Here is a 22048-nt window from a genome sequence, read left to right on the forward strand (position 1 = left end):
GAAGGATTCTGCTGCTTGGAGAATATGAAATGTTATACTTCGTAGTCTTAATCCTTAGTTAGCCAAGCACCATGAGCCTTCAGCCCCACCAAATCGAACTTCTTTCCCCTGCTAAAACGGTTGAGATTGGCCGTGAAGCCATTCTGCATGGTGCCGATGCGGTGTATATCGGCGGGCCTGATTTTGGGGCGCGACATAATGCAAGTAATACCATTGCAGACATTGCCGAATTGGTGCAGTTCGCACATCGCTTTCACGCACGTATTTTTGTGACTTTAAACACCATTTTGCATGAGGCTGAACTGGAGCCTGTGCGTCGTCTGGTCACGGACTTATATAATGTTGGTGTAGATGCGTTGATTGTGCAGGATATGGCCTTGTTAGAAATGGATATTCCGCCCATTCAATTACATGCTTCCACGCAATGCGATATTCGTTCGGCAGCTAAAGCTAAGTTTTTATCAGATGTAGGTTTTTCGCAGATCGTGTTAGCGCGTGAATTAAGCTTGCCGCAAATTCGCGAGATTGCGCAAACGGTGGCTGAGGGCGCGACGGTTGAATACTTTATTCATGGTGCGTTGTGTGTCGCATTTTCAGGGCAATGTTATATCAGCCATGCAGAAACGGGGCGGAGTGCGAATCGAGGGGATTGTTCGCAAGCTTGCCGTTTGCCTTATACGCTCACCGAGCAAAATGGCGCAGTCATTGCCTTTGATAAGCATTTATTGTCGATGAAAGACAATAATCAATCGGCGAATTTAGAGGCTTTACTGGATGCAGGTGTGCGCTCGCTGAAAATTGAAGGGCGCTATAAAGATGTGTCCTATGTGAAAAATATCACCGCGCATTATCGTCAGTTGCTCGATGAAGTTCTGGAGCGTCGCCCAGAGTGGGTGCGTGCAAGTTCTGGTAGTAGTGAGATTTTCTTCCAACCCAATCCAGATAAAACCTTCCATCGTGGCAGTACCGATTATTTTGCTACAGGGCGCAAAGTTGATATTGGCGCCTTCGATTCACCTAAGTTTGTCGGCTTACGCTTAGGTAGCGTGCAGCAAGTCAGCAAAGATTGGCTTGAGCTAGCCAGTTCAGAGCCGATGGCGAATGGCGATGGCCTCAATTTCATGCGTAAACGTGAAGTAGTTGGCTTGCAAGCCAATACCGTGGAACAGCGCGGCAAAACGAAAGACGGTGAAACGATTTGGCGGATTGTACCCAATGATCCCAGTGTCTTGGTGGGTTTGAAAATAGGCACAGAAGTCTCGCGTAATCGTGATCATGCTTGGGAATTGGCGTTATTGAAAAAATCCGCTGAGCGCTTAATTCCGGTTTGGATAAGCCTGAATGAAACGTCTAGCGGTTTGAGTTTGACGCTCACCGATGTGGATATGATTAGTGCCACGATGGAGCTTGAGCTAGTTTTAGAGCCAGCACGTCAAGCTGATAAGGCATGGGCGAGTTTGCGCGATAATCTGGGCAAGTTAGGCAATACTATTTTCACCGCGCAAGCGATTCAACTGAACTTGAGTCAACCATGGTTTGTGCCCGCTTCGAGCTTAAATCAATTGCGCCGTGATGCAGTGGCTGCTTTGGAGCAAGCACGTTTAAAGGCTTGGCAACGTCCACCGCGTAAAACTGCGGTTGAGCCACCAGTAGTCTATCCGGAAACATCGCTCTCTTATTTAGCGAATGTCTATAACTCCTTGGCTTGGCAATTTTATCGCAAGCATGGGGTGGAAGTGATTGAGCCAGCCTATGAAGCGCATGAAGAGGAAGCTGAGGTAAGCTTGATGATCACCAAACATTGTCTGCGCTTTTCATACAATCTCTGCCCGAAACAAGCCAAAGGTGTGCAAGGTGTCATGGGGCAAGTGCGTGCTGACCCCTTAATTCTCAAAAATGGGGATGAAACCTATACCCTAAAATTCGAATGTCGCCCCTGTGAAATGCATGTAATGGGCAAAATGAAAAAACATATTTTAAAGCAGTTACCACCTAGTGCAGTGGCTTCAGCGATACCTTTGACCTTTTACAAGCAGCGACCCAATACCTAAATTCAAGGCCTAACTATTACAGCTTTTCACGCAGTCCATACCAGAGTAAGCCGATCCATTCGTGTAGGGCAATCGAACTACGCACGAGTGCTGTTGCTTGGGGTACAAATTTCATATGGTAATCTGTCCATTGAATCGAGCCGCTATAAGAGACTGAGGCTGGTAGATACTGGACTTTCCGATTCCGAAAGGCATATAAGCTACGGGGCATATGCCAAGCTTGAGTGACTAACCAAACTGATTGAATGCCTGCAGTGGCTAAGATTTCGTCGGTAAATTGGGCATTTTGCCAAGTCGTATGGCTTTGGGTTTCTAGCCATTTCACGGGTACACGAAATTCATCTTCTAATACAGCACGCATCAGTTCGGCTTCACTACGCGCTTCAGCTAAAGGACTGCCCCCAGTGACCAGAATCGGCAAACCAGTAGCACGATGTAAATGGGCGGCATAACGTAAGCGCTCAATCCCTGCTAAAGAGGTGCTTTCTCCCCCTGCATATTCGGGAACGTTTAGATTTCGCCCTGAACCTAAAACCACAATGGCTTCTGGTAAAGGTACTTGTTTCCAAAGCTCGAAGCGGGGTGGGTGTTGATTCTCCAATTGCCCTAGTAGCCAACTAGCGGTAATCGGTAAACTTAGGATAAGGATTTGCAGAGCAGCGAAAGCGAATAGGCTACAAACTAGCATTTTACGTTTTCTCCAGATCAGAGCGATTAAGGCTAAAACTAGTAATTGGCCGGGGGGCAGGAGTAAAAACTCAAGGCTGCGATTGAGTAAGGCATTATCCATCATAGGCTCATTGGTCTAAGGGGGAATTAGTGTCTAAATAGCGCATGTCGATTCGGAAGGGTTTATACTTGATTTCACTCATCTTTGCCTAGGCTAGACCAGTATGGACTCCTCAAATAACTCCATCGTATACGCAGGGGGGGTGGTTGCGCTCGCCCTAGTGTTGATCGTGATTGCTTTATTTTCTACCTTTTATCGACGCTCTACTAAAGACCGTGCCTTTGTGCGTACCGGCTTTGGGGGAGAACGTGTAGTCATGAACAATGGTGCGTTAGTGCTCCCTGTTTTACATGACATGATGACCATTAATATGCAAACCATGCGTGTGGAAGTAGAACGCTCTAACCATGATGCCTTGATTACCCATGACTCCTTGCGGGTAGATGTGGTAGCAGAGTTCTTTTTACGGGTGGCACAAAATCATGCAGCGATTTCGACTGCGGCACGTACTTTAGGGGATCGGACTTTAAATCAAGAGCGTATGAAAGAAATCGTCGAAGCCCAATGCGTCGCAGCGCTGCGTTCGGTTGCATCCAGCATGTCTTTGGATGAGTTGCATGTAAAGCGTGCTGATTTTGAAAAAAATGTTGAGGATAACTTAAATACTGAGTTTCAAAAGAATGGTTTGGAACTAGTGTCCGTGTCTTTAATGCGCTTAGACCAAACAGCGCGTGAGTATTTAGATGAAAATAATGCTTTCGACGCACGCGGTTTAATTAAGCTGGATGAGATCACTGAGGAAAGTAAAAAGCGCCGTAACGATATTGAGCAAGAAAATAAAATTAAGATTCAAGAAAAAAATAAAGAATCTGAGCAGCGGCGCTTGCAGATTGAGCAACAACAGATCGAATCACAGAAAAAACAAGAGCGTTATTTAGCTGATTTACAGGCACAGACGGCTAAGGATATTGAAGAAAATAAATTAAGGGTGGAGCGTGAATTAGAAGAAATTCGCATTGCTAAAGAAACCGCGATTGAAATGGCTCGGCGTGATATGGAAGTAGCTCGTGCAGAATTTGAAAAGGGTATTTCTGAGGCTTGGATGGCAACTGATAAAATGAAAGCTGAGGCGGCACGCTTAACGGAAGAAATTGCGACAGCGCGTGAAAAAGCCGAAGCCGAGCGTAAAAAATTAATCGAAGTGATTAGTGCACAAAAAGAAGCTCAGCGCCAAACTATCATTGCGGAGGCGAATGCAGAGGTGGAGCGCTTAGCAGCGAAAGCTGCTGAAGTTCGTTATCAAGTAGAAGCGATTGGTAAGCGTACTTTAAATGAAGCTGCCAACATTCTCGGGCAGAGCCAGATTGATATGCAGGTCAAAATGGAAATTGTTCGGCAGTTACCACAAATTATTCGTGAAAGCGTAAAACCGATCGAAAATATCGATGGTATTAAAATCATGCATATTGACGGTTTAGGTGCTGTATCCAGTTCATCTTCTGCTAATCTGAAGGGTGGTGGTAATAATAGTGGTTTAGCCGATCAAATTGTGGACAGTGCTCTGCGTTATCGTGCCCAAGTCCCTTTGATTGATAGTTTGCTGCGCGAAGTTGATTTGAAAGGCGATAGTAGTGATGGTTTAACGGGGTTTATTCGGGAACAGATCGCTCCCGAACGAGCGCAACGTCCAGCACGTAACTCAACTGAGGCTGAAGACAACCCTGATGCGGCCTAATTTAATTAGCACCACCTTGTTCGTTTTGACTGGTCGCGGAAGCCTGTTTATTTTCCCATTCCTTTAAACGGGCTTCTAGCGCTTCTAATTTTTCTCGAGTGCGTTGTAGTACAGCAGTCTGAATATCAAATTCTTCGCGGGTCACTAAATTCATTTTTTGTAAACCTGTTTCCATCACACCGCGCATATTCTTCTCAAAATCCTCCTGCAAATTGCGGACAGGTTCAGGCAAGAGGTCTGAAAACTTTTTCATCATGTCATCCAAAGGGTTGCTCATTGCTGTGACTCCTAAAGGCTTAGCCGAAAATACTGGTGCATAGTGATTTTTTGTAAGCACTTTTATGGTGCATTACTAGTTAGCAGTGCTTACTACTCAACGCCAGTTTAGAACAATCTGGGGATTTTAGGTGGTTTTTAAAGTTGGCACATCCCTTGCTAGACAAGCCTTAAGTTTTAAAGCTGCAATTTTTAAAGTTTTATGGCATTAGAAAAGGAGTGCTACTGATGAAGATGATAACAGCCATTATCAAGCCATTTAAGCTCGACGATGTGCGGGATGCGCTCAGTGAGATGGGGGTTAAGGGAATCACTGCGACTGAAGTGAAAGGCTTTGGACGGCAGAAAGGGCACACTGAATTATATCGTGGTGCAGAGTATGTGGTTGATTTCTTGCCAAAGATTAAAGTCGAAATTGCGATTGATGACAGCTTAGTGGATCGTGTGATTGAGGCTGTTAGCAAGGCAGCTAATACAGGGAAAATTGGTGATGGCAAAATCTTTGTGATGCCACTAGAACAAGTTGTGCGGATTCGCACGGGTGAAACGGGTAGCGAAGCGCTCTAAAGGGGGATGGAATGAATTTAAAGTTTACTTTAATGCTAATAGGGGCTTTGTTAGGTCTATCAGGTCTGGCAGGAGCACAAGAGGCGACTACGGCAGTTGCTGATGCCGCCGCCACTACACCTCCTGCACCAACGCCGGATAAAGGCGATACCGTGTGGATGATGATCTCTACTATACTTGTCATCATGATGGTTATTCCGGGCTTAGCTTTATTCTATGGTGGCTTAGTACGTGCCAAGAATATGCTGTCGGTGCTCGCACAGGTCTTCAGTATTTTCTGTTTAATCGCTTTACTCTGGGTTATTTATGGTTACAGCTTAGCCTTCACTGATGGTGGTAGTTTAAATAGCTTTATCGGTAGTTTTGACAAGCTATTCCTCAAAGGCGTGGATACTTCAGTCACTGTCGAAACCTTTAGTAAAGGTGTCGTGATTCATGAAATGGTCTTTGCTATCTTCCAATTGACTTTCGCGGCGATCACTGTTTCCCTTATCGTAGGTGGTTTTGCTGAGCGGATTAAATTCTCAGCTTTATTAGTCTTCTGCGTACTGTGGTTTACCTTCTCTTATCTGCCGATGGCGCACATGGTTTGGTTCTGGGGTGGTCCTTCTGCTTATGATGCTCCTGCGGGCTTTTTATTTGCTAAAGGGGCTTTAGATTTTGCAGGGGGTACGGTAGTGCATATTAATGCAGCCATGGCAGCTTTAGTCGGTGCGATTGTCGTGGGTAAACGTGTCGGTTATGGCCGTGATTCGATGGCTCCCCACAACTTAGTGATGACCATGATTGGTGCTTCTTTACTCTGGGTCGGTTGGTTCGGTTTCAACGCTGGTTCTAACTTAGAGGCCACAGGTACAGCAGTGTTAGCGATGTTGAACACGATTGTGGCTACTGCGGCGGCAGGTTTATCATGGATGGCAGCTGAGTGGTTATTACGTGGTAAACCTTCCTTACTCGGTGTGGTATCTGGTGCTGTATCTGGCTTAGTGGCGATTACTCCAGCAGCCGGCTTTGCAGGCCCTATGGGGGCGATTGCCCTAGGTTTAGTAACGGGTGCTGCTTGTTTATGGGGTGTCACTGGTCTGAAACATATGCTCGGTTATGATGACTCTTTGGACGTATTCGGTGTGCACGGTATTGGCGGTATTATTGGTGCGATTGGTACAGGGATTGTGGTCAATCCAGCCTTGGGTGGTTCAGGCGTATTTGACTATGCTACGGGTACAGTGGCTGCTTATAGCACTGCACAAATCTTTAGCCAGCTCTGGGGTGTAGCGGTCGCGATTGTCTGGTCAGGTGTGGTCAGTTTAGTGATCTTAGTTCTGCTCAAATACACCATCGGTTTACGCGTGACGCAAGATGAAGAGCGTGAAGGTTTAGATACGGTAACGCATGGTGAGCGTGCTTATACCATGTAAGATCAGTTTAGATCTGTGTGTTCTCTAGGAATTGGCGGGTAGTTTACCCGCCTTTTTTATTGCAGGATTTAGGCTTAAAACTTAGGTGTGAACGGATCCATTACTACAATTCTACCTTGGTGGGTGCGCATTAAATTATCGCCATGCAAATCCCAGCTAATAAAATCTTGATGCTCACGGTAATAGCGGCAGAGTTGGCGTAAATCATTGGCTAAAGTTTCACCATAGCGCTCTTTAACCCAAGTCCAAACTTCAAGACGGTCTTTTTCTTCCAGCCAATCAATTTCATGCACATGTACAGTGAAAAAAGCACTATCTTCCTCATTCAGATGTTCTAATCGTTCCATTACATAGATAATGCGATAATCCAATTCATTTTCGGTGAAGATTTCAATGTGTTCTAAAGGTAATATTTCATCGGTTTCGGACAGTGGGCCAATACGACGAATGAACGGGATTTCTGTCAGTTGCTGCTGCTGAATCGCATCGCAGAAATACTCTAGGCCAAGGGAAAATTTTTCGAGCAGTACATAGTGGTTCCACTCACCTAGTTGGTTTTCAGCGAAAAAATCACGATGACATTTTTTGCAATTGAGAGAAATATTTTTGCCATCACAGTGCATGGCGTACACATTGGTGAGGAAGGTATTTTCACATTGAGGGCACTGTATGCGTTCATATTGTCCCTCAAGAAAACATTGCAGAATTTGCTGGCTGGCATCCATGATTGCTTATCTATATTAATAATCGATCCCATTGATTTGCAAGATCCACGCCCCCGGATGCGCAATGCCCGGAAAATAATCATCTATCCACAGACCTACATCAATGCCTTGCTCATATAAGTATGCGCGTTTTAGTTGACCGTCGGTAGTATAGATAGGAATACTATCATCCTTAAGAGTTTCTCTGATTTCTTTAATGCCATCCTTATCATCTGCACGTAAAGTACAAATAAAGGGTTCCCAGCCTTGTGTATGGTAGCTTGCAATTAGAGAGCGGAAAAATTTAGGATCAGCGGTGATAGTGCAGTCGAAATCAAAAGCAACTCGACGTGAAGTCGGTGAGTCGGCCAGTGCATAAATATCAACGCGGAATTCATCGAATTCAGCCGTTAAACTATGCAACTGTTGCTGTGCCAGCGTTTGGTCGAGAAGCTTAAACGCAGGGCACAAGCCGGAATGTCGATAATAGAAGACGAGATTGCTCATAATTGCTCTAAATACATAATTTGAATTTAGAGCGCAAAGTCGTTATTCAAATTATAAAGATTTCTGTATTGCTTATGAAAAAAGTGCAGCAGTAAAACTCAATTAGCTCAGGAGAAGCACCGATGAAGCTAGGTTTAAATAGATTAGTTATAATTATAAGCTTGACACTAGCAGGCTGTCAGGCTCCTACCTCCTCAGATAGTGGTCAGAGTCCTCTGCCTACCCCTAAAGGTAAAGGTGACATGACTATATGTCCTATGGATGCACGCATATGTCCTGATAGACGTACTTCCGTCGGTCGTACTGGGCCAAATTGTGAGTTTGCGGCCTGTCCGAGAGGCTAAACGCTGCGTCGGAAATTGATTCGTGTGAGTAGGCTCTTGTGATAGTTAAGGTTACTTAATTATTATTCTAACCAGTAACGAGAGCCTCCATGATTTATCGTGTTGTTTTAATTGCTGCTACTTGTCTAGCCCTAGCAGCTTGCTCAGGTTCTGAAGAAAACCAAGCCTCAAAAGCATCCACTGACCAAGCTTCAACCCCTGTAATCGACACACCTGTGCCAGCGTCTGCATCCACTCCAGTCTTGGCTAGTGAAGGTGCTCCCGCGAATGCAGCGGCGACCAATAGTCCGCCTACTGACCCAGCTACCTGCCCCTATTCTGTAGAGGAGCTTAATCAAGGCTTAGGCTTAAAACTCAGTATTGTTAATGCAGTTCAAGTCCCATTTGCAGGTGGAACGCAGCTCAGTTGCCAATATACCGGTGAGCCGCCTGCGACCATCACGGTAAATAAGTTAGTGATGCAAGATCCGAAGATGCTTGAAGGGATGGAACAGTTTTTGGCGGGTAGTTTAGAGGCCGTGCCAAATGATCCGGATAAAGCACAATGGAATATGACGGATAGCGGCTTAAATGATCTAACCTTGCATTATGTACGTGCAGGTACGAGCATTGATGTCCGTTTATTAGGTGTTGATCAAACCGAGTGGCCTGCAATGAAACAAAAGTTACTGGACTTACGCCGCCTCCCTTAATGACTTATGCTAGCTGGCAGTTGTATGCTTATTGCGGCTAGTTAGTTTTAAAGGATCCTGCTTATGTTTACTGTTCCAGTTGCTTGCCCCCATGATTGCCCCGATACCTGCGCGATGCGAGTCACTGTGAATGAGGCTGGGCGCGCAATTAAAATCGAAGGCGACGCTCAGCATCCGACTACAGATGGGGTACTTTGCACCAAAGTGGCGCGTTACCTAGAGCGGACTTATCATCCTGATCGTCTACTGTATCCACTGAAACGTGTTGGGCGTAAAGGTGAGGGCAAATTCGAGCGTATTAGCTGGGATGAAGCCTTAGAGTCCATTGCCACACGCCTAAAAGCCATTGCTGCTCGCAATCCAGAAGCCATTATGCCTTACAGTTATGGTGGCACGATGGGGATAGTGCAGAAAGAGGGCATGGCGGCACGTTTCTTCAATAAGCTGGGGGCTTCGCGCTTAGACCGTACCATTTGTGCTTCGGCTGGGGCAGCAGCGATGCGTGCCACTTATGGTGCTGGTGTAGGCATGGATGTAGAGCAGCTTGATCAAGCCAAACTGATTCTGATTTGGGGTAGTAATCCGATCACCACAGGCGTACATATTTGGCGCAAAGTACAAGAGGCTCAGCGTCAGGGCGCTACCGTTGTTGCTATTGACCCGCATCGTTCACTGACGGCACAAAAATGTCAGCAACATATCGCCCTTTTACCGGGGACTGATGCTGCATTAGCTTTTGGCTTGATGCATATCTTTATGCGTGAACAATGGCTGGATCGGGATTATATTGAGCGTTACACCCTCGGCTTTGCTGAGTTAGCAGAACGTGCAACTCAATATACGCCCGATTATGTAGCAAAAATTTGTGGCATTACTGCGCATGAGATCGAAGACTTAGCGGCTTTGATTGCTAAAACGGCTTTACAAGATCAGCAGCCTGTGGCTTTCCGTCTAGGCTATGGAACACAGCGGGTGCGGGGTGGTGCAAACGCGATTCGAGCAGTGGCCTGTTTACCCTCATTGATTGGTGCTTGGCGGCAGGCAGCGGGTGGTTTGCTGCTATCAAGTTCGGGTTTCTATCCGATGAATCCTCTTGGTTTAGAGCGCCCCGATTTATATCCAAAGGGTACGCCCCGTTTATTGAATATGAGTACGGTAGGGGATCATCTGCTGAATGATGGTGTGGAGGCCGTACTGGTCTATAACAGCAATCCAGTTGCCATTGCTCCTGAAAGTAGCAAAGTGGCCCAAGGTTTTGCTCGTGAAGATTTGTTTACTGTGGTTTTAGAGCACTTCCAAACCGATACTGTCGATTATGCGGATATTGTGCTTCCAGCGACCACTCAGTTGGAGCATAGCGATATTCACAAATCTTACGGCCATCGTTATATTTTACTAAGTCAGCAAGCGATTCAACCGCTTGGTGAGTGTAAATCAAACTCTGAAATTTTCCGCCTGTTAGCGGCTAGAATGGGCTTTACTGAAAGTTGTTTCCAAGATGATGATAGGGCTTTAGCGCAAGCGGCTTTTGACTGGCAGCATCCTTATGCCGCTAATATCAGTTGGGAAACTTTGCAGAAACAAGGTTGGCAAAAATTAAATGTCGCTGATGCGCCCTTTGCCACAGGTGGTTTTCCTACTCCTTCAGGTCGTTGTGAATTTTCATCCTCTGAATTAGCAGCGGTGGGTTTAGATCCTTTGCCGAATTATCTACCACCTTATGAATCCGTTGCGAGTAATCCAGCATTAGCAGCACGCTATCCTTTACAGCTTATTTCTCCCCCCGCACGGCATTTTTTGAATAGTAGCTTTGTGAACGTGGATAGCTTACGCAAACAACTACCTGAGCCAAGCTTAGAAATTCACCCTATTGATGCTGCGGCTCGCCAGATTCAAGACGGGCAAATGTTGAAGGTGTTTAATGCACGAGGAGCATTTCAGGTTAAGGCGGTTGTCACAGATCGGGTCAAGCAAGGGGTGGTGTTAGCCTATTCGATTTGGTGGAAGAAAATATCTAGTGATGGCAAGAATTGCAATGAAGTTGCCAGCCAAGCGCTCACTGATTTAGGCGCAGCAGCTACTTTCTATGATTGCTTGGTCGAAGTGCAGATCGCTTAAGAAATATTCGTGGTCTGGTGATCGCTTAAATCTTCACGTGAGGATATTTTTTCATGGGGCGAGGCATAACGTGCTTCACCAAAGCGTAATACGAAAGCAGCGATAGCTAATAACAAAATGGCGGCTACAATCGTAATGATCTTGTGGTCATCTAGCGTTTTTAGATCGATTGCTAAGTAACGGGTGAGTGCTGTCATAGAAATAAACAACAGAAAAATGACAGGCAAACGATGAGTGCGAAAGAAAATACCTACCATTGCGCCCAGTTCTAGATAAATGAAAAGTAGCAGAATATCATCGAGGGTTGCGTAGGGTTTGGTCATAATTTCATGCAGATAGGTGTGAATGGCCGACCAGACAATGGTGGCACCGATCACGAATAGACCTAACAGATGAAAAGTATCGACCGCGAAATTACCAAAGCGCTCTAACCATGCATTGAGCTGTTTATTCATCTAGTCCTCCTCTAGATGGCACAACGAAGTAGCTATAATGACATAGATAGACTCTGATGCGCCCTACGCTTTAAGCGATAGTGACTGAAGATCGCAGATATTACATAAGCACTACCTGCCAGTAGAATAATAGTTGGGCCAGCCGGTAAATCAGGGCTATAAGAAATTGCTAAGCCGCCAATGGTAAAGCTGCTACCCAACAAAGTAGCAATCAGCATCATCCAACCCAGCGAGTGCACATAATGCCCAGCAATTGCAGCCGGTAGAGTAAGAAGTGCAATCACTAAAATTAGCCCCACCACATGAATCAATAACACGACAGTCACTGCGATCAAACAGAGTAGCAGTAAATAAAAGAAACTCACCGGCACGCCCCGCAAGCGGGCGAATTCTTCGTCAAAGATGACAGCTAAAAATTGCCGATAAAATAAGCCAACTATCAGCAGTAGTACTAAATCTAAAATCCCCATAAACCAGACATCTTGTTCAGGTACTAATAAAATATTACCGAACAAGTAGCTAGTTAAGCTGCTGGTATAACCCGGCGTTTGGGCAATAAAGAGTAGGCCTACTGCCATACCCATCGCCCAGATTGCACCAATAAGGGTGTCTTCTTGAGTCTTCCAATTGAGACGAATCCAACCAATCAAGAGTGCAGAGACAATGGCGGCAATTAGAGCACCCAGTAGAGGATCAAAGCCGAAATAAACGGCTGCGCCCATCCCTGCTAACACGGAGTGAGCGATACCCCCCGCTAAAAAGGTGATGCGCTTCACCACGACAAATGTCCCTATCACCCCGCAGCCTAAACTGGCTAATAAGCCAGCGAGCAAAGACATTTGTAAAAAAGGTTGGCTGATTAAAGCACTTAAAAACTCATTCATGGTGGCAAAAGCAGCTAAAATTAATGAACATGGGCAACGCGCCGAATTGGCTCGCCATAGAGATGCTGGATCAAATGACCATTAATCGCATCAGTGGTATGGCAAACTAAAGTGCGATTTAAGCAAGCGACCCGACTGACATAATCGGAAATGAAAGCAATATCATGCGAGACTACCAAAATGGTTAAACGCTTATTTAACTCGCGCAAATGATCGAAAATATCACTTTCGATGCGCATATCAATATTGGCAGTTGGTTCGTCCAGAATCAGGATTTTGGGGTCGCTGACTAAAGCCCGTGCTAATAAAATCCGCTGTAATTGCCCGCCAGATAAGGCACTAATCGGGCGCTGGGCTAAATCTTGCGCTTCCAACTCCGCTAAAGCTTGCTGAACGGCTGCGTAATCGGCAGCGTTATAACGTCCAAACTGCCTACCTGCACCCAAACGTCCTAACAAAACAGCTTGTTCTACAGTAATAGGAAAGTCACGGGCAAAGCCCGGATATTGTGGCACATAACCAATCTGGGTGCGCTGTTGGGCAGGTTTTTTGCCGAGCACAGTCACCGTACCAGTTTGAGGTTTAATTAAGCCTAAAATGAGCTTGAGCATTGTACTTTTGCCGCCTGCATTGGGGCCAACAATGCCTAAGAATTCGCCTTGTTCCACACTAAAGTCGATATGTTGCAGCACTGGCACAAGTCCATAAGAAAAGCTGACATTATGTAGCTCAATCACCTTATTCACGCTCAGCACCCACAATTAAGCGCGCGGTTTTACGTAAATTAGGAATATAGTCTTCAGCTAAATTATCAATGGAAACCACTTGACCACCAATCGCTTTGGCGACTTGCTCAGCAGCACGTTGGCTAAATTGTGGCTGTACAAAGATAGTTTTTACTTGTTCATGTTTAGCTTCATCAATTAAGGTAGCTAAGGCTTTTGCGCCCGGCTCTTTGCCTTCAACTTCAATCGGTATTTGCTGTAAGCCATAAGCATCAGCTAAATAACCCCAAGCAGGGTGGAAGACCATAAATTTGAGGTTTTGCTTATCTTTAAATAACTCCACTAACTCTTGGTCAAGTTGATCAAGTTCAGCAGCAAAGTTAGCGTAGTTTTTATTAAATAGTGCGCTTTGCTCTGGGCGTAGTTGGCTAAAGGTATCAGCCATTTGCTTAGCCATTTGCTTGGCAATGCGTGGGCTTACCCATAAATGTGGGTCAAACATAGCTCCTTGATGCTCCGCATGGCCTTGATGTGAGTGCGCTTCTAAGCTGCGTAATTTAACACCATCCCTTGCATCTACTAGTAAAATAATTGGATTCACCCCTTGAATACGTTTCATCCAAGCATCCTCAAAAGGCATGCCGACTCGCACATAGAGATGTGCTTTGGACAGTGCACTAATTTGTTGGGCGGTTGGCTCATACGTTTCCGGGCTAAAGCCCGGTTGTACCATCGCCTCAGCTTTGACCTGATCGCCACCTACTTTTTCGGCGAAATGCTTTTGAGGTAAGACACTCACGAAGACTTGTAAGGGTTCAGTAGCCCAAACTGGCGAGAGTCCACATACAGTGAGCAACCAGCCGATGGTGATTAATTGCTTAAAATTTAAGGGTGAGACTAAGTTCATACTAACTAATCAGCGGATACAAAAATGAAGGGCGTTTGATAGTAGCTGAAACCTGTCAACTTGGCGATTTTTCTCAATTGAAGGATAGTTACGCGAGGGGTGCACAGATCACACTAGTACAGTGATTTATGTACTGTGTTTTAGAGTGTGAGTCTGGATAATAGGCCATACCTTATATTGATTACCTCCCAACCACCTTTATTGGCGTATAGCTATATAAGTTGTCCTAAATTAGACCCCTTATTTAAGGGGTTTTTTTATTCCAAATAAAAGATTATCCCCTATTTGGGTGCTGAACAAATGTCCCGCACGTTTGTCATAATGATTACATCAATTATCTGAACCACAGAAGTTTTTAAGCGAAGGAGTGATATTGTGGCTATATACAAAGCATAGCTACATTATAACTCGGAGAAATGCTATGAACGCCATTACTCGATATCTGCCTCTACCTAAGGTCTCTAAAGCTTTCACGGATTTGCAAATCGGTGCACGTGCACAAATGCAGGCAGGTAGTGAGCGCTTAGCACAAGCCCGTAGCTTTTATGCGCTCTCTGCTCAGTTGGAAGCCTTCGAAGCGGGGGTGCAACATAGCAAATTGCAGCTTACCGAAGTGGTTGCAAAAAAGATTCATTTACGCTTTCGACTTGCTGCTTTAAAACCTGAAACAGATCTAACTTTACAGCAGGCTTATAATACTTTGCATTTATATGAAATGCGCTTAGTGGCTTTTTTAAGAAAAGCGGGTCAAGCCTTAAAAACTTTTAATCTAGACTTACAAGAATTACGTGCTCGTCCTGAGTTAGAGACCGATGAGCGCGCTAGCCAGCTTGCTGAACTAGCTAAACAAATACAGCTAATGCAAGACGAGCGTTTTGCCTTAGAAAAAGAATTAGCACAATTTACTGGAGCTAAACCAGTTTTAAATACGGGTCTCAATGAATTCAACCCCAAGAATAACCCTTGGTTAGGGCGTATTCGCAATTGGTTACCTGCCTGAGTTGATGCCGTTTATATCCTATTTCTCCTAAAGGTTTAGTGTGCTGAACCTTTGGAGGATGGGCTAGTCAAATTGTTCTCCAACATGTTATAGATAAGCTTGATTACCATAAGGAGGAGAACCTATGAACACAGTACTGCATCGTTTATTCAGCGCAGCGTTCATGCTGTTGCTTTTATTACCCCTTACTAGCCATGCAGCTGATAATTTTCCTGCCAAACAAAATTTTGCAGGTCAAGCTCTAACCTTGAATGGCAAAGGGGTACGCAGCAAATTAGTTTTTAATTTGTATACCGCTGGTTTATATGTGACTGCACCGAGTAAAGACGCCAATGCTCTGTTAGAGGCGAAGCAGCCCTTAGCTTTGCGTATGGAAATTACTTCCAGCATGATCACTAGCGAAAATATGGAAGAGGCAGTACGTGAGGGCTTCCAGAAGTCCGCAGGTGCTAATTTAACTGCACTTCAACCAAAGATCGAAAGTTTGATCCAAGTCTTTAAACAACCGATTAAAGAAGGCGATGTCTACGATTTTGTCTATAAACCTCAGAATACCATCATTATTAAAAATGGTAAAAATGCAGCAACTATTGCTGGAGCTGATTTCAAACAAGCTTTCTTCGGGATTTGGTTAGGTGCTAAACCTGTCCAAGCTAATTTGAAGAGTGCTTTATTGGGGGGCGGTTAGTGACAGCTCGTTGTCGAGTTAAAGTCTGCGGAATTACTTCAGTGGCTGATGCCTTAATGGTGTCAGCGGCTGGAGCTGATGCTTTAGGCTTAGTGTTTTATCCAAAAAGTAAACGCAATATAGGTATCGAACAGGCGGCAGAAATTTGTAAAGTTGCTCCCCCCTTTGTGACTACTGTTGGTTTATTTTTGGATGCGGAGGCAGGCTTTGTGCATGATGTATTAGCCTCGATGTCTTTAAGTTTATTGCAGTTTCATGGCTCAGAATCCCCAAGTTATTGTGCGCAGTTCAAACATCCTTATTTAAAAGCAGTCGGCATGCAGGGCATCGCGGCTTCAGGTGGTTTTGAAGCCTATGCAGATCAATATCCAGAAGCGCAAGGTTTTTTAGTGGATAGTCATGCACCCGGTGCAGCAGGGGGGACTGGTGAAACCTTCGATTGGACACGAGTACCACAAAACTATCCAAAACCTATTATTTTAGCGGGCGGTTTAAGTCCGGAAAATGTTGCTGAAGCGATTCGGGTTAGTCGTGTCTACGCGGTTGATGTGAGTAGTGGGGTGGAGATTAGTTCGGGTATTAAGGATGCGGCTAAGGTTCAAGCCTTTATACAAAATGCTAGGTTTTAAAGCTTAGTGCAGATAGCTAGCTTGCAACATAGCAGGCTAGTCACTCTTATGGTAACTTAAGTTCCTTTCTTTAATTTCTGCCGATTTCCTAGGAGCAGCTCGTGAAGTTCAGCGAATTTAACTGGAATGCCATGCCGGACGTAACCGGGCATTTTGGCGCTTACGGCGGGCGTTTCATCGCAGAAACGCTGATGGAGCCAATTTATCAACTAGAGCAAGCTTATAGTTCTCTGAAAAATGACCCCGCTTTTCAAGCTGAGTTTGATCGAGACTTGAAGCATTATGTCGGTCGCCCTAGTCCTTTATATTTTGCCGAGCGCCTAACCCGTGAATTAGGCGGTGCGAAGATTTTTCTTAAACGCGAAGACCTTAATCATACCGGCGCGCACAAGATCAATAATACGATTGGTCAAGCTATCCTCGCTAAACATATGGGTAAAACTCGGATTATTGCTGAGACGGGTGCAGGGCAGCACGGGGTAGCTTCGGCCACGATTGCAGCACGTTTAGGCTTAGAGTGCGTCGTCTATATGGGGGCGGAAGATGTCAAGCGTCAAGCCCCCAATGTATTCCGGATGAAGTTGTTGGGTGCTACCGTCGTCCCCGTCCATTCTGGCTCTAAAACCCTAAAAGATGCCTTGAATGAAGCGATGCGTGATTGGGTCACGAATGTTGATAACACCTTCTATATTATTGGCACAGTAGCAGGCCCTCATCCCTATCCTGCGATGGTACGCGACTTCCAATCAGTAATTGGGCGGGAAGCTCGCCAGCAAATTTTAGAGCAGGATGGTTGTTTACCAGATGCACTGGTTGCGTGTGTCGGTGGTGGCTCAAATGCGATTGGCTTATTTCATCCTTTTTTAGCCGATGAATCGGTTGCGATTTATGGGGTAGAGGCGGCTGGCTCAGGGATTTCTACCGGCAAACACGCTGCTCCTTTGACCGCAGGCAAGTCAGGTGTTTTGCATGGGAATCGCACCTATTTAATGGAAGACGCTAATGGACAAATTATTGAAACTCACTCAATCTCAGCAGGTCTAGATTATCCAGGAGTAGGGCCGGAACATTCATGGTTAAAGGATTTAGGTCGTGCTCAGTATGTAGCAGTAACGGATGCGCAAGCGATGGAGGGTTTTCATACCTTGACTCGCAAAGAGGGTATTATTCCTGCACTTGAAAGCAGTCACGCGATGGCTTATGTGATGGAACTAGCACCAACACTGGCTAAAAACCAAAGTATTATTATGTGCTTATCTGGTCGTGGTGATAAAGATATTAATACGATTGCGCGCTTAGAGGGGATTACACTATGAGTCGGATTGCAGCCTGTTTTCAAGCGCTCAAAGCGCAGGGTAAAACAGCCCTCATTCCTTATGTGACGGCAGGTGATCCGCACCCGAGTATTACCGTACCACTCATGCATCAAATGGTAGAGGCGGGTGCTAGTATCATTGAATTGGGCGTGCCGTTTTCCGATCCAATGGCCGATGGCCCAACGATTCAGTTAGCGCATGAACGCTCCCTCGTGCATAACACTAGCTTGGCTAATATTTTAGCAATGGTCAGTGAGTTTCGCCAAACCAATCAAACGACTCCCGTGGTGTTAATGGGTTACTTAAATCCTATTGAAATTATGGGGTATGAGGCTTTTGCTAAAGCCGCGCAAGAGGCTGGTGTTGATGGGGTATTAACCGTTGATTTGCCGCCGGAAGAGGGTAAATCTGTATTACCCCTGTTTAAAGCGCATGGCTTAGACCCTATTTTCCTAGTTGCCCCCACAACACCAGCACATCGAATGCAAGCGATTGCCGAAGCAGCGAGTGGTTTTGTCTATTACGTCTCTCTGAAAGGTGTTACTGGTGCGAATACCTTGGATACAACAGAGGTGGCTGCGCGTTTGCAGCAAATGCGCGAATACACGCAGTTGCCTTTGGGTGTAGGTTTTGGGATTAAAGATGCAGCGACTGCAAAGGCAATCGGCCAAGTCGCTGATGCTGTGGTGGTAGGGAGTGCCTTGATTAAGCAGGTGGAAACAACCCCTAATGATCATACCGCGATTATAAAAAACATTAGTGGCTTGCTGGCATCGATGCGTAGTGCTTTAGATGCTTGAATAAAAGGTAAATGAAACAATGAGTTGGTTTGAAAAATTGTTACCTTCGCGGATTCGTACTGAATCTGGGTCAGCAGAAAAAAAATCCATTCCAGAAGGGCTATGGCGTCAATGTCCTGAATGTCAGTCGGTGCTGTATAAAGCAGAATTAGAGCGCAATAATGAAGTCTGCCCAAAATGTGAGTTTCATATGCGTATTTATGGACGCAAGCGCCTAGACATTTTCTTAGATAAAGACGGGCGTGAGGAAATTGGCGCCTCAGTTGGCCCTACGGATATGCTTAAATTCCGTGATACTAAAAAATACAAAGATCGCATTGTTGCCGCTCAAAAAGAAACCGACGAGAAAGATGCTCTTATTGTGATGAAAGGCAGTGTTTGTGGCATTCCGGTAGTTGTCGCTGCCTTTGATTTCCGTTATATGGGCGGGTCTATGGGATCGGTTGTGGGTGAGCGTTTTGTGCGTGGTGCGCAAGCGGCAATGGAGGCAAAGACAGCCTTTATATGCTTTTCTGCCAGCGGTGGGGCGCGTATGCAGGAAGCCCTGTTCTCTTTAATGCAGATGGCAAAAACTAGCGCAGTGTTGACTAAGTTAAGTGAAAAGGGCTTGCCGTTCATTTCAGTCTTAACGGATCCAACGATGGGTGGAGTCTCTGCGAGTTTTGCAATGTTAGGTGATATTCATATTGCTGAACCGAAAGCACTGGTTGGTTTCGCAGGGCCCCGTGTCATTGAGCAAACCGTGCGTGAAACCTTGCCCGATGGTTTCCAACGTAGTGAGTTCTTGTTGCAGAAAGGTGCAATTGATCTTATTGTGCATCGAAATAAGCTGCGTGAAACTATCGCCGATTTACTCGCTATTTTGCAGCATCGTCCTAACCCTAATCCGCAGCCTGTACCCGCGTGATTAATTCAGCTCCATTCGGTCAGGGTTTAGCAGCGTGGCTGGCTTGGCAAGAAAATTTGCATGTGTCCACGATTGACTTAGGTTTAGAGCGCATTGCTCAAGTAGCGACACGCATGCAGCTCCTCAAGCCAGATTTTCCTATCATTACCGTGGCGGGTACTAATGGTAAAGGCTCAACGGTAGCGCTGCTAACCAGCATACTTCAGAGTGCTGGTTATCAAGTTGGCTCGTATACCTCGCCGCATATTCTACACTATAACGAACGCATCACTTTAAATAGCTTACCCGTTGAAGATAGTCTATTAGTTAAGGCGTTTACTGCGATTGAATTAGCTCGTGAACAGGTTTCTCTAAGCTATTTTGAGTTTGGTACTTTAGCGGCCTTGTGGATTTTTGCTGAGACTAAAGTTGATGTTGCAGTGCTGGAAGTAGGCTTAGGAGGGCGTTTAGATGCGACTAATCTCTGGGATGCCGATGCCGCGATTATTACGGCAATTGGTATTGATCATGTTGAATGGCTTGGGCATAACCGTGAAGTGATCGGGCGCGAGAAAGCAGGGATTGCTAGAGCGGGTAAACCTTTAGTTTGTGGTGACCCCAATCCCCCCCAAAGTATTCGTGAGATCGCTCAAGAAAAGGGTGCTCAACTTCTTCAATTGAGTGATGACTTTCTGTTAGAGCCAGTGACTGCTGAAAGTTTTTCAATCAGTTTGAGGTCGACAGAGGCAGTCATTGAGCATACTTGGCAAAATCTACCTCGCCCTAGTTTGCAAGGCCAAGTTCAGTTAAATAATGCAGCATGTGCAGTTGTGGCTTTACATTGTTTAGCTAAGCGCCTGCCTCGAATAAATGGTTTGGCTTTACAAAAAGGCATTCTCAATGCCACGATAGCCGGTAGATTACAAAAGTTACAAAGCCAGCCAGATGTTTGGATTGATGTCGCCCATAACCCGCATGCGGCGGAAAATTTAGCGAATTGGTTGGAAAATAATCCAATCGCTGGGAAAACTTTTGTGATCTTTTCTATATTAGCTGATAAGGATATCGATGGTGTTATTCAATCTTTGCGAGACAAAGTAGACGAATGGCATATATTTCCGTTAGATTCTCCCAGAGCCGCATCTCTTTCTACCCTTGAATCAGCGTTTGCCTCTGTTAGTTTGCATAATTTTCAAGTTTATTCTGATATTAGTCATGCTTGGAAAACCTTAACTACGAAGACTGCGTCTATAGATAGAGTGGTGATTTTCGGATCATTTCTGGTAGTATCCCAAGCGTTAGACGGTATTTTTTAAGTGCTACGAGCGCAAACCCTCGGCGCATTTGAGTGTATTAATTAAGGAGTATCGGGACAATGGACAACAAGTCAACGACCAAACGCATGATTGGTGCAGTCGTATTAGTATTAATAGCGGCTTTATTATTAGCGTGGTTGCTAAAAGGTAAAAATCGGCCAGCCGAACAGAAAGATCTGATCGCTGAACAAACTCAGGAATCAACACCTATCCTAGGTTTCCCAGGGGTTAAAGAGGAGAATGCACAAAATGGGGAAGGCAGTTTAGCTGCTGGCTCTGGTACTACGGATCCTGCTGTACAACAAGCAGGTGCTAATCAAGAATACGCTATTGGTTCGACCAATGCAGGTGCTAATACAGTAGACCCAGCTCAACAGCAAGCGCAAAGTGTATTAGGTGCACAAGATCCTAATGCTAGTCTGCCCATCGCAGACCCTAATGCTTCCGCTAATAATTCAGCCGGTACAACCGCTGCTAATGATCAAGGTACAAGTGCTGGAGCAGGTGCGATAGCTGCAGCCACTGGAGCAGTGGCAGGGGCAGTTGAGTCTGGTAAGCAGGCTATCCAAGGTATGACGAGCCAAATGCAAAGTGATACTACGGGTTTCCAAGTGCGTGATCCACAAAAAGGTGAAGTACGCGAAGTAGTAGAAAATGGTGAAAAACAACCGGGTGTTGGCAGTATGGGAGCCAATGCAACGGCAACCGCTGCTAGATCTACAAGTGGTGATGCTGCTAAATCTGCAAGTGGTAGTGAAACTGCAAAAGTAGCTGCTGCTGGTTCCAACGTAGGGGCTAGTAGACCCGCTTCTAGTGGTAATACAACGGTGAATACCAGTACTAGAGATCGTCCAGTAGCGGCCTCAGGTGAGCTTAAACCTGAAAATCCACGCTTGGTGAATGAACGACCAGTTCCCCCTCCATCTGCACAACCACGTAATGCTACAGTGAATACACGTACTGCCACGGTTGAGCGGGCTACTACTGTTACTAAACCGGTTGAAAAACCAGTACCAACTATTACCGCAGCTAGCTCTTCAGCCAGTGGTTATGTGATTCAAGTATTAGCAACTTCAGATAAGACTAAGGCAGAGGGTATTAAGAGCACCATGAGTGGTGAGGGGTATCCAGTCTTTGTTACTAGTGCAAAAGTTGATGGTAAAACAGTTTATCGGGTACGAGTGGGTACTTATCCGGGTAAAGGTGATGCAGCAGCCGTGCAAGCTAGAATGAAGGCGCGTTATGCACAAAACCAATATGTGCAAAATAGTTTTGTGACTAAAAATTAAGTTGTAAAGGC

The 22048-nt window shown here is 45.5% G+C and carries 22 protein-coding genes; 14 read left to right on the plus strand and 8 right to left on the minus strand.

Going from position 1 to position 22048, the window contains the following annotated elements; genetic code table 11:
• The first annotated feature begins 71 nt into the window (after positions 1 to 71).
• Complete coding sequence (locus Q0307_RS09700) at positions 72 to 2051, plus strand: U32 family peptidase (protein WP_298659943.1); 1980 nt, start codon at positions 72 to 74, stop codon at positions 2049 to 2051.
• Between the two features lie 16 nt (positions 2052 to 2067).
• On the opposite strand, the gene Q0307_RS09705 is transcribed toward Q0307_RS09700, so the two are convergent.
• The gene (locus Q0307_RS09705) at positions 2068 to 2844 is read right to left on the minus strand and encodes a YdcF family protein (protein ID WP_298659945.1); all 777 of its coding nucleotides are present in this window, start codon (positions 2842 to 2844) and stop codon (positions 2068 to 2070) included.
• A gap of 100 nt (positions 2845 to 2944) precedes the next feature.
• Here Q0307_RS09705 and Q0307_RS09710 point away from each other — a divergent pair, with 100 nt between their 5' ends.
• Positions 2945 to 4516 (plus strand): flotillin domain-containing protein, encoded by a 1572-nt coding sequence (locus Q0307_RS09710; RefSeq protein ID WP_298659947.1) that lies wholly within the window; start codon positions 2945 to 2947, stop codon positions 4514 to 4516.
• A gap of 1 nt (position 4517) precedes the next feature.
• On the opposite strand, the gene Q0307_RS09715 is transcribed toward Q0307_RS09710, so the two are convergent.
• Positions 4518 to 4793, minus strand: coding sequence for an accessory factor UbiK family protein (locus Q0307_RS09715; protein ID WP_298659950.1), 276 nt, complete (start codon positions 4791 to 4793; stop codon positions 4518 to 4520).
• A 227-nt stretch (positions 4794 to 5020) separates the two neighbouring features.
• On the opposite strand from Q0307_RS09715, the gene Q0307_RS09720 reads away from it, so the two are divergent.
• Together Q0307_RS09720 and Q0307_RS09725 are read left to right on the plus strand one after the other, a co-directional pair.
• Positions 5021 to 5359, plus strand: a complete 339-nt coding sequence (locus Q0307_RS09720; RefSeq protein WP_298659952.1) for a P-II family nitrogen regulator — start codon at positions 5021 to 5023, stop codon at positions 5357 to 5359.
• A gap of 11 nt (positions 5360 to 5370) precedes the next feature.
• Positions 5371 to 6777: an ammonium transporter gene (locus tag Q0307_RS09725; RefSeq protein ID WP_298659955.1), complete on the plus strand. Its 1407-nt coding sequence runs from the start codon at positions 5371 to 5373 to the stop codon at positions 6775 to 6777.
• A gap of 74 nt (positions 6778 to 6851) precedes the next feature.
• Here Q0307_RS09725 and Q0307_RS09730 read toward each other — a convergent pair whose 3' ends face one another.
• Both Q0307_RS09730 and Q0307_RS09735 read right to left on the minus strand, forming a co-directional pair.
• The gene (locus Q0307_RS09730; protein ID WP_298659957.1) at positions 6852 to 7502 is read right to left on the minus strand and encodes a hypothetical protein; all 651 of its coding nucleotides are present in this window, start codon (positions 7500 to 7502) and stop codon (positions 6852 to 6854) included.
• A 15-nt stretch (positions 7503 to 7517) separates the two neighbouring features.
• Positions 7518 to 7988 (minus strand): hypothetical protein, encoded by a 471-nt coding sequence (locus Q0307_RS09735; RefSeq protein ID WP_298659959.1) that lies wholly within the window; start codon positions 7986 to 7988, stop codon positions 7518 to 7520.
• A 433-nt stretch (positions 7989 to 8421) separates the two neighbouring features.
• Between Q0307_RS09735 and Q0307_RS09740 the strand changes: the two genes are divergently transcribed.
• Positions 8422 to 9024: a hypothetical protein gene (locus tag Q0307_RS09740; RefSeq protein WP_298659962.1), complete on the plus strand. Its 603-nt coding sequence runs from the start codon at positions 8422 to 8424 to the stop codon at positions 9022 to 9024.
• A gap of 63 nt (positions 9025 to 9087) precedes the next feature.
• Complete coding sequence (locus Q0307_RS09745; RefSeq protein WP_298659964.1) at positions 9088 to 11142, plus strand: molybdopterin oxidoreductase family protein; 2055 nt, start codon at positions 9088 to 9090, stop codon at positions 11140 to 11142.
• On the opposite strand, the gene Q0307_RS09750 is transcribed toward Q0307_RS09745, so the two are convergent.
• The 4 genes from Q0307_RS09750 to Q0307_RS09765 are packed head-to-tail and all read right to left on the minus strand — an operon-like array spanning position 11139 to position 14113.
• Positions 11139 to 11597 carry a phosphate-starvation-inducible PsiE family protein gene (locus Q0307_RS09750; RefSeq protein WP_298659966.1) on the minus strand — a complete coding sequence of 153 codons (459 nt, stop codon included), beginning with the start codon at positions 11595 to 11597 and terminating at the stop codon, positions 11139 to 11141. The genes Q0307_RS09745 and Q0307_RS09750 overlap by 4 nt on opposite strands.
• Before the next feature lie 32 nt (positions 11598 to 11629).
• Positions 11630 to 12481 (minus strand): metal ABC transporter permease, encoded by an 852-nt coding sequence (locus Q0307_RS09755; RefSeq protein WP_298659968.1) that lies wholly within the window; start codon positions 12479 to 12481, stop codon positions 11630 to 11632.
• A 20-nt stretch (positions 12482 to 12501) separates the two neighbouring features.
• The gene (locus tag Q0307_RS09760; RefSeq protein ID WP_298659971.1) at positions 12502 to 13227 is read right to left on the minus strand and encodes an ABC transporter ATP-binding protein; all 726 of its coding nucleotides are present in this window, start codon (positions 13225 to 13227) and stop codon (positions 12502 to 12504) included.
• Positions 13220 to 14113 carry a zinc ABC transporter substrate-binding protein gene (locus tag Q0307_RS09765; protein WP_298659974.1) on the minus strand — a complete coding sequence of 298 codons (894 nt, stop codon included), beginning with the start codon at positions 14111 to 14113 and terminating at the stop codon, positions 13220 to 13222. The genes Q0307_RS09760 and Q0307_RS09765 overlap by 8 nt, the downstream gene beginning before the upstream one ends.
• 421 nt (positions 14114 to 14534) lie before the next feature.
• Here Q0307_RS09765 and Q0307_RS09770 point away from each other — a divergent pair, with 421 nt between their 5' ends.
• From Q0307_RS09770 to Q0307_RS09805, 8 genes are all read left to right on the plus strand, one after another.
• Positions 14535 to 15113: a hypothetical protein gene (locus tag Q0307_RS09770; protein ID WP_298659976.1), complete on the plus strand. Its 579-nt coding sequence runs from the start codon at positions 14535 to 14537 to the stop codon at positions 15111 to 15113.
• Positions 15114 to 15237: 124 nt separating this feature from the next.
• The gene (locus Q0307_RS09775; protein WP_298659979.1) at positions 15238 to 15801 is read left to right on the plus strand and encodes a chalcone isomerase family protein; all 564 of its coding nucleotides are present in this window, start codon (positions 15238 to 15240) and stop codon (positions 15799 to 15801) included.
• Positions 15801 to 16430 (plus strand): phosphoribosylanthranilate isomerase, encoded by a 630-nt coding sequence (locus tag Q0307_RS09780; RefSeq protein WP_298659981.1) that lies wholly within the window; start codon positions 15801 to 15803, stop codon positions 16428 to 16430. The genes Q0307_RS09775 and Q0307_RS09780 overlap by 1 nt, the downstream gene beginning before the upstream one ends.
• Before the next feature lie 131 nt (positions 16431 to 16561).
• Positions 16562 to 17746: a tryptophan synthase subunit beta gene (gene trpB, locus Q0307_RS09785; protein ID WP_298660212.1), complete on the plus strand. Its 1185-nt coding sequence runs from the start codon at positions 16562 to 16564 to the stop codon at positions 17744 to 17746.
• Positions 17743 to 18546, plus strand: a complete 804-nt coding sequence (trpA, locus tag Q0307_RS09790; protein WP_298659984.1) for a tryptophan synthase subunit alpha — start codon at positions 17743 to 17745, stop codon at positions 18544 to 18546. Before trpB ends, trpA begins: the two co-directional genes overlap by 4 nt.
• A 19-nt stretch (positions 18547 to 18565) precedes the next feature.
• Positions 18566 to 19453, plus strand: a complete 888-nt coding sequence (gene accD / locus Q0307_RS09795; protein WP_298659986.1) for an acetyl-CoA carboxylase, carboxyltransferase subunit beta — start codon at positions 18566 to 18568, stop codon at positions 19451 to 19453.
• Positions 19450 to 20748 carry a bifunctional tetrahydrofolate synthase/dihydrofolate synthase gene (folC, locus tag Q0307_RS09800; RefSeq protein WP_298659988.1) on the plus strand — a complete coding sequence of 433 codons (1299 nt, stop codon included), beginning with the start codon at positions 19450 to 19452 and terminating at the stop codon, positions 20746 to 20748. The genes accD and folC overlap by 4 nt, the downstream gene beginning before the upstream one ends.
• A 59-nt stretch (positions 20749 to 20807) precedes the next feature.
• Complete coding sequence (locus Q0307_RS09805; protein WP_298659990.1) at positions 20808 to 22037, plus strand: SPOR domain-containing protein; 1230 nt, start codon at positions 20808 to 20810, stop codon at positions 22035 to 22037.
• Positions 22038 to 22048: the final 11 nt, after the last annotated feature.

Origin of the sequence: uncultured Thiothrix sp. (assembly GCF_937873765.1) — a bacterium.
Taxonomy (GTDB): Bacteria; Pseudomonadota; Gammaproteobacteria; order Thiotrichales; family Thiotrichaceae; genus Thiolinea.

Bases quoted from the DNA above. Each gene is read 5' to 3' on its own strand.
- Q0307_RS09730 (WP_298659957.1), bottom strand. From the start codon at position 7,502: ATGGATGCCAGCCAGCAAATTCTGCAATGTTTTCTTGAGGGACAATAT.
- trpB (WP_298660212.1), top strand. From the start codon at position 16,562: ATGCCGGACGTAACCGGGCATTTTGGCGCTTACGGCGGGCGTTTCATC.
- Q0307_RS09770 (WP_298659976.1), top strand. From the start codon at position 14,535: ATGAACGCCATTACTCGATATCTGCCTCTACCTAAGGTCTCTAAAGCT.
- Q0307_RS09725 (WP_298659955.1), top strand. From the start codon at position 5,371: ATGAATTTAAAGTTTACTTTAATGCTAATAGGGGCTTTGTTAGGTCTA.
- accD (WP_298659986.1), top strand. From the start codon at position 18,566: ATGAGTTGGTTTGAAAAATTGTTACCTTCGCGGATTCGTACTGAATCT.
- Q0307_RS09740 (WP_298659962.1), top strand. From the start codon at position 8,422: ATGATTTATCGTGTTGTTTTAATTGCTGCTACTTGTCTAGCCCTAGCA.
- Q0307_RS09775 (WP_298659979.1), top strand. From the start codon at position 15,238: ATGAACACAGTACTGCATCGTTTATTCAGCGCAGCGTTCATGCTGTTG.
- Q0307_RS09710 (WP_298659947.1), top strand. From the start codon at position 2,945: ATGGACTCCTCAAATAACTCCATCGTATACGCAGGGGGGGTGGTTGCG.
- Q0307_RS09805 (WP_298659990.1), top strand. From the start codon at position 20,808: ATGGACAACAAGTCAACGACCAAACGCATGATTGGTGCAGTCGTATTA.
- Q0307_RS09720 (WP_298659952.1), top strand. From the start codon at position 5,021: ATGAAGATGATAACAGCCATTATCAAGCCATTTAAGCTCGACGATGTG.
- Q0307_RS09750 (WP_298659966.1), bottom strand. From the start codon at position 11,597: ATGAATAAACAGCTCAATGCATGGTTAGAGCGCTTTGGTAATTTCGCG.
- Q0307_RS09765 (WP_298659974.1), bottom strand. From the start codon at position 14,113: ATGAACTTAGTCTCACCCTTAAATTTTAAGCAATTAATCACCATCGGC.
- Q0307_RS09745 (WP_298659964.1), top strand. From the start codon at position 9,088: ATGTTTACTGTTCCAGTTGCTTGCCCCCATGATTGCCCCGATACCTGC.
- Q0307_RS09735 (WP_298659959.1), bottom strand. From the start codon at position 7,988: ATGAGCAATCTCGTCTTCTATTATCGACATTCCGGCTTGTGCCCTGCG.
- Q0307_RS09705 (WP_298659945.1), bottom strand. From the start codon at position 2,844: ATGATGGATAATGCCTTACTCAATCGCAGCCTTGAGTTTTTACTCCTG.
- trpA (WP_298659984.1), top strand. From the start codon at position 17,743: ATGAGTCGGATTGCAGCCTGTTTTCAAGCGCTCAAAGCGCAGGGTAAA.
- Q0307_RS09755 (WP_298659968.1), bottom strand. From the start codon at position 12,481: ATGAATGAGTTTTTAAGTGCTTTAATCAGCCAACCTTTTTTACAAATG.
- Q0307_RS09700 (WP_298659943.1), top strand. From the start codon at position 72: ATGAGCCTTCAGCCCCACCAAATCGAACTTCTTTCCCCTGCTAAAACG.
- Q0307_RS09715 (WP_298659950.1), bottom strand. From the start codon at position 4,793: ATGAGCAACCCTTTGGATGACATGATGAAAAAGTTTTCAGACCTCTTG.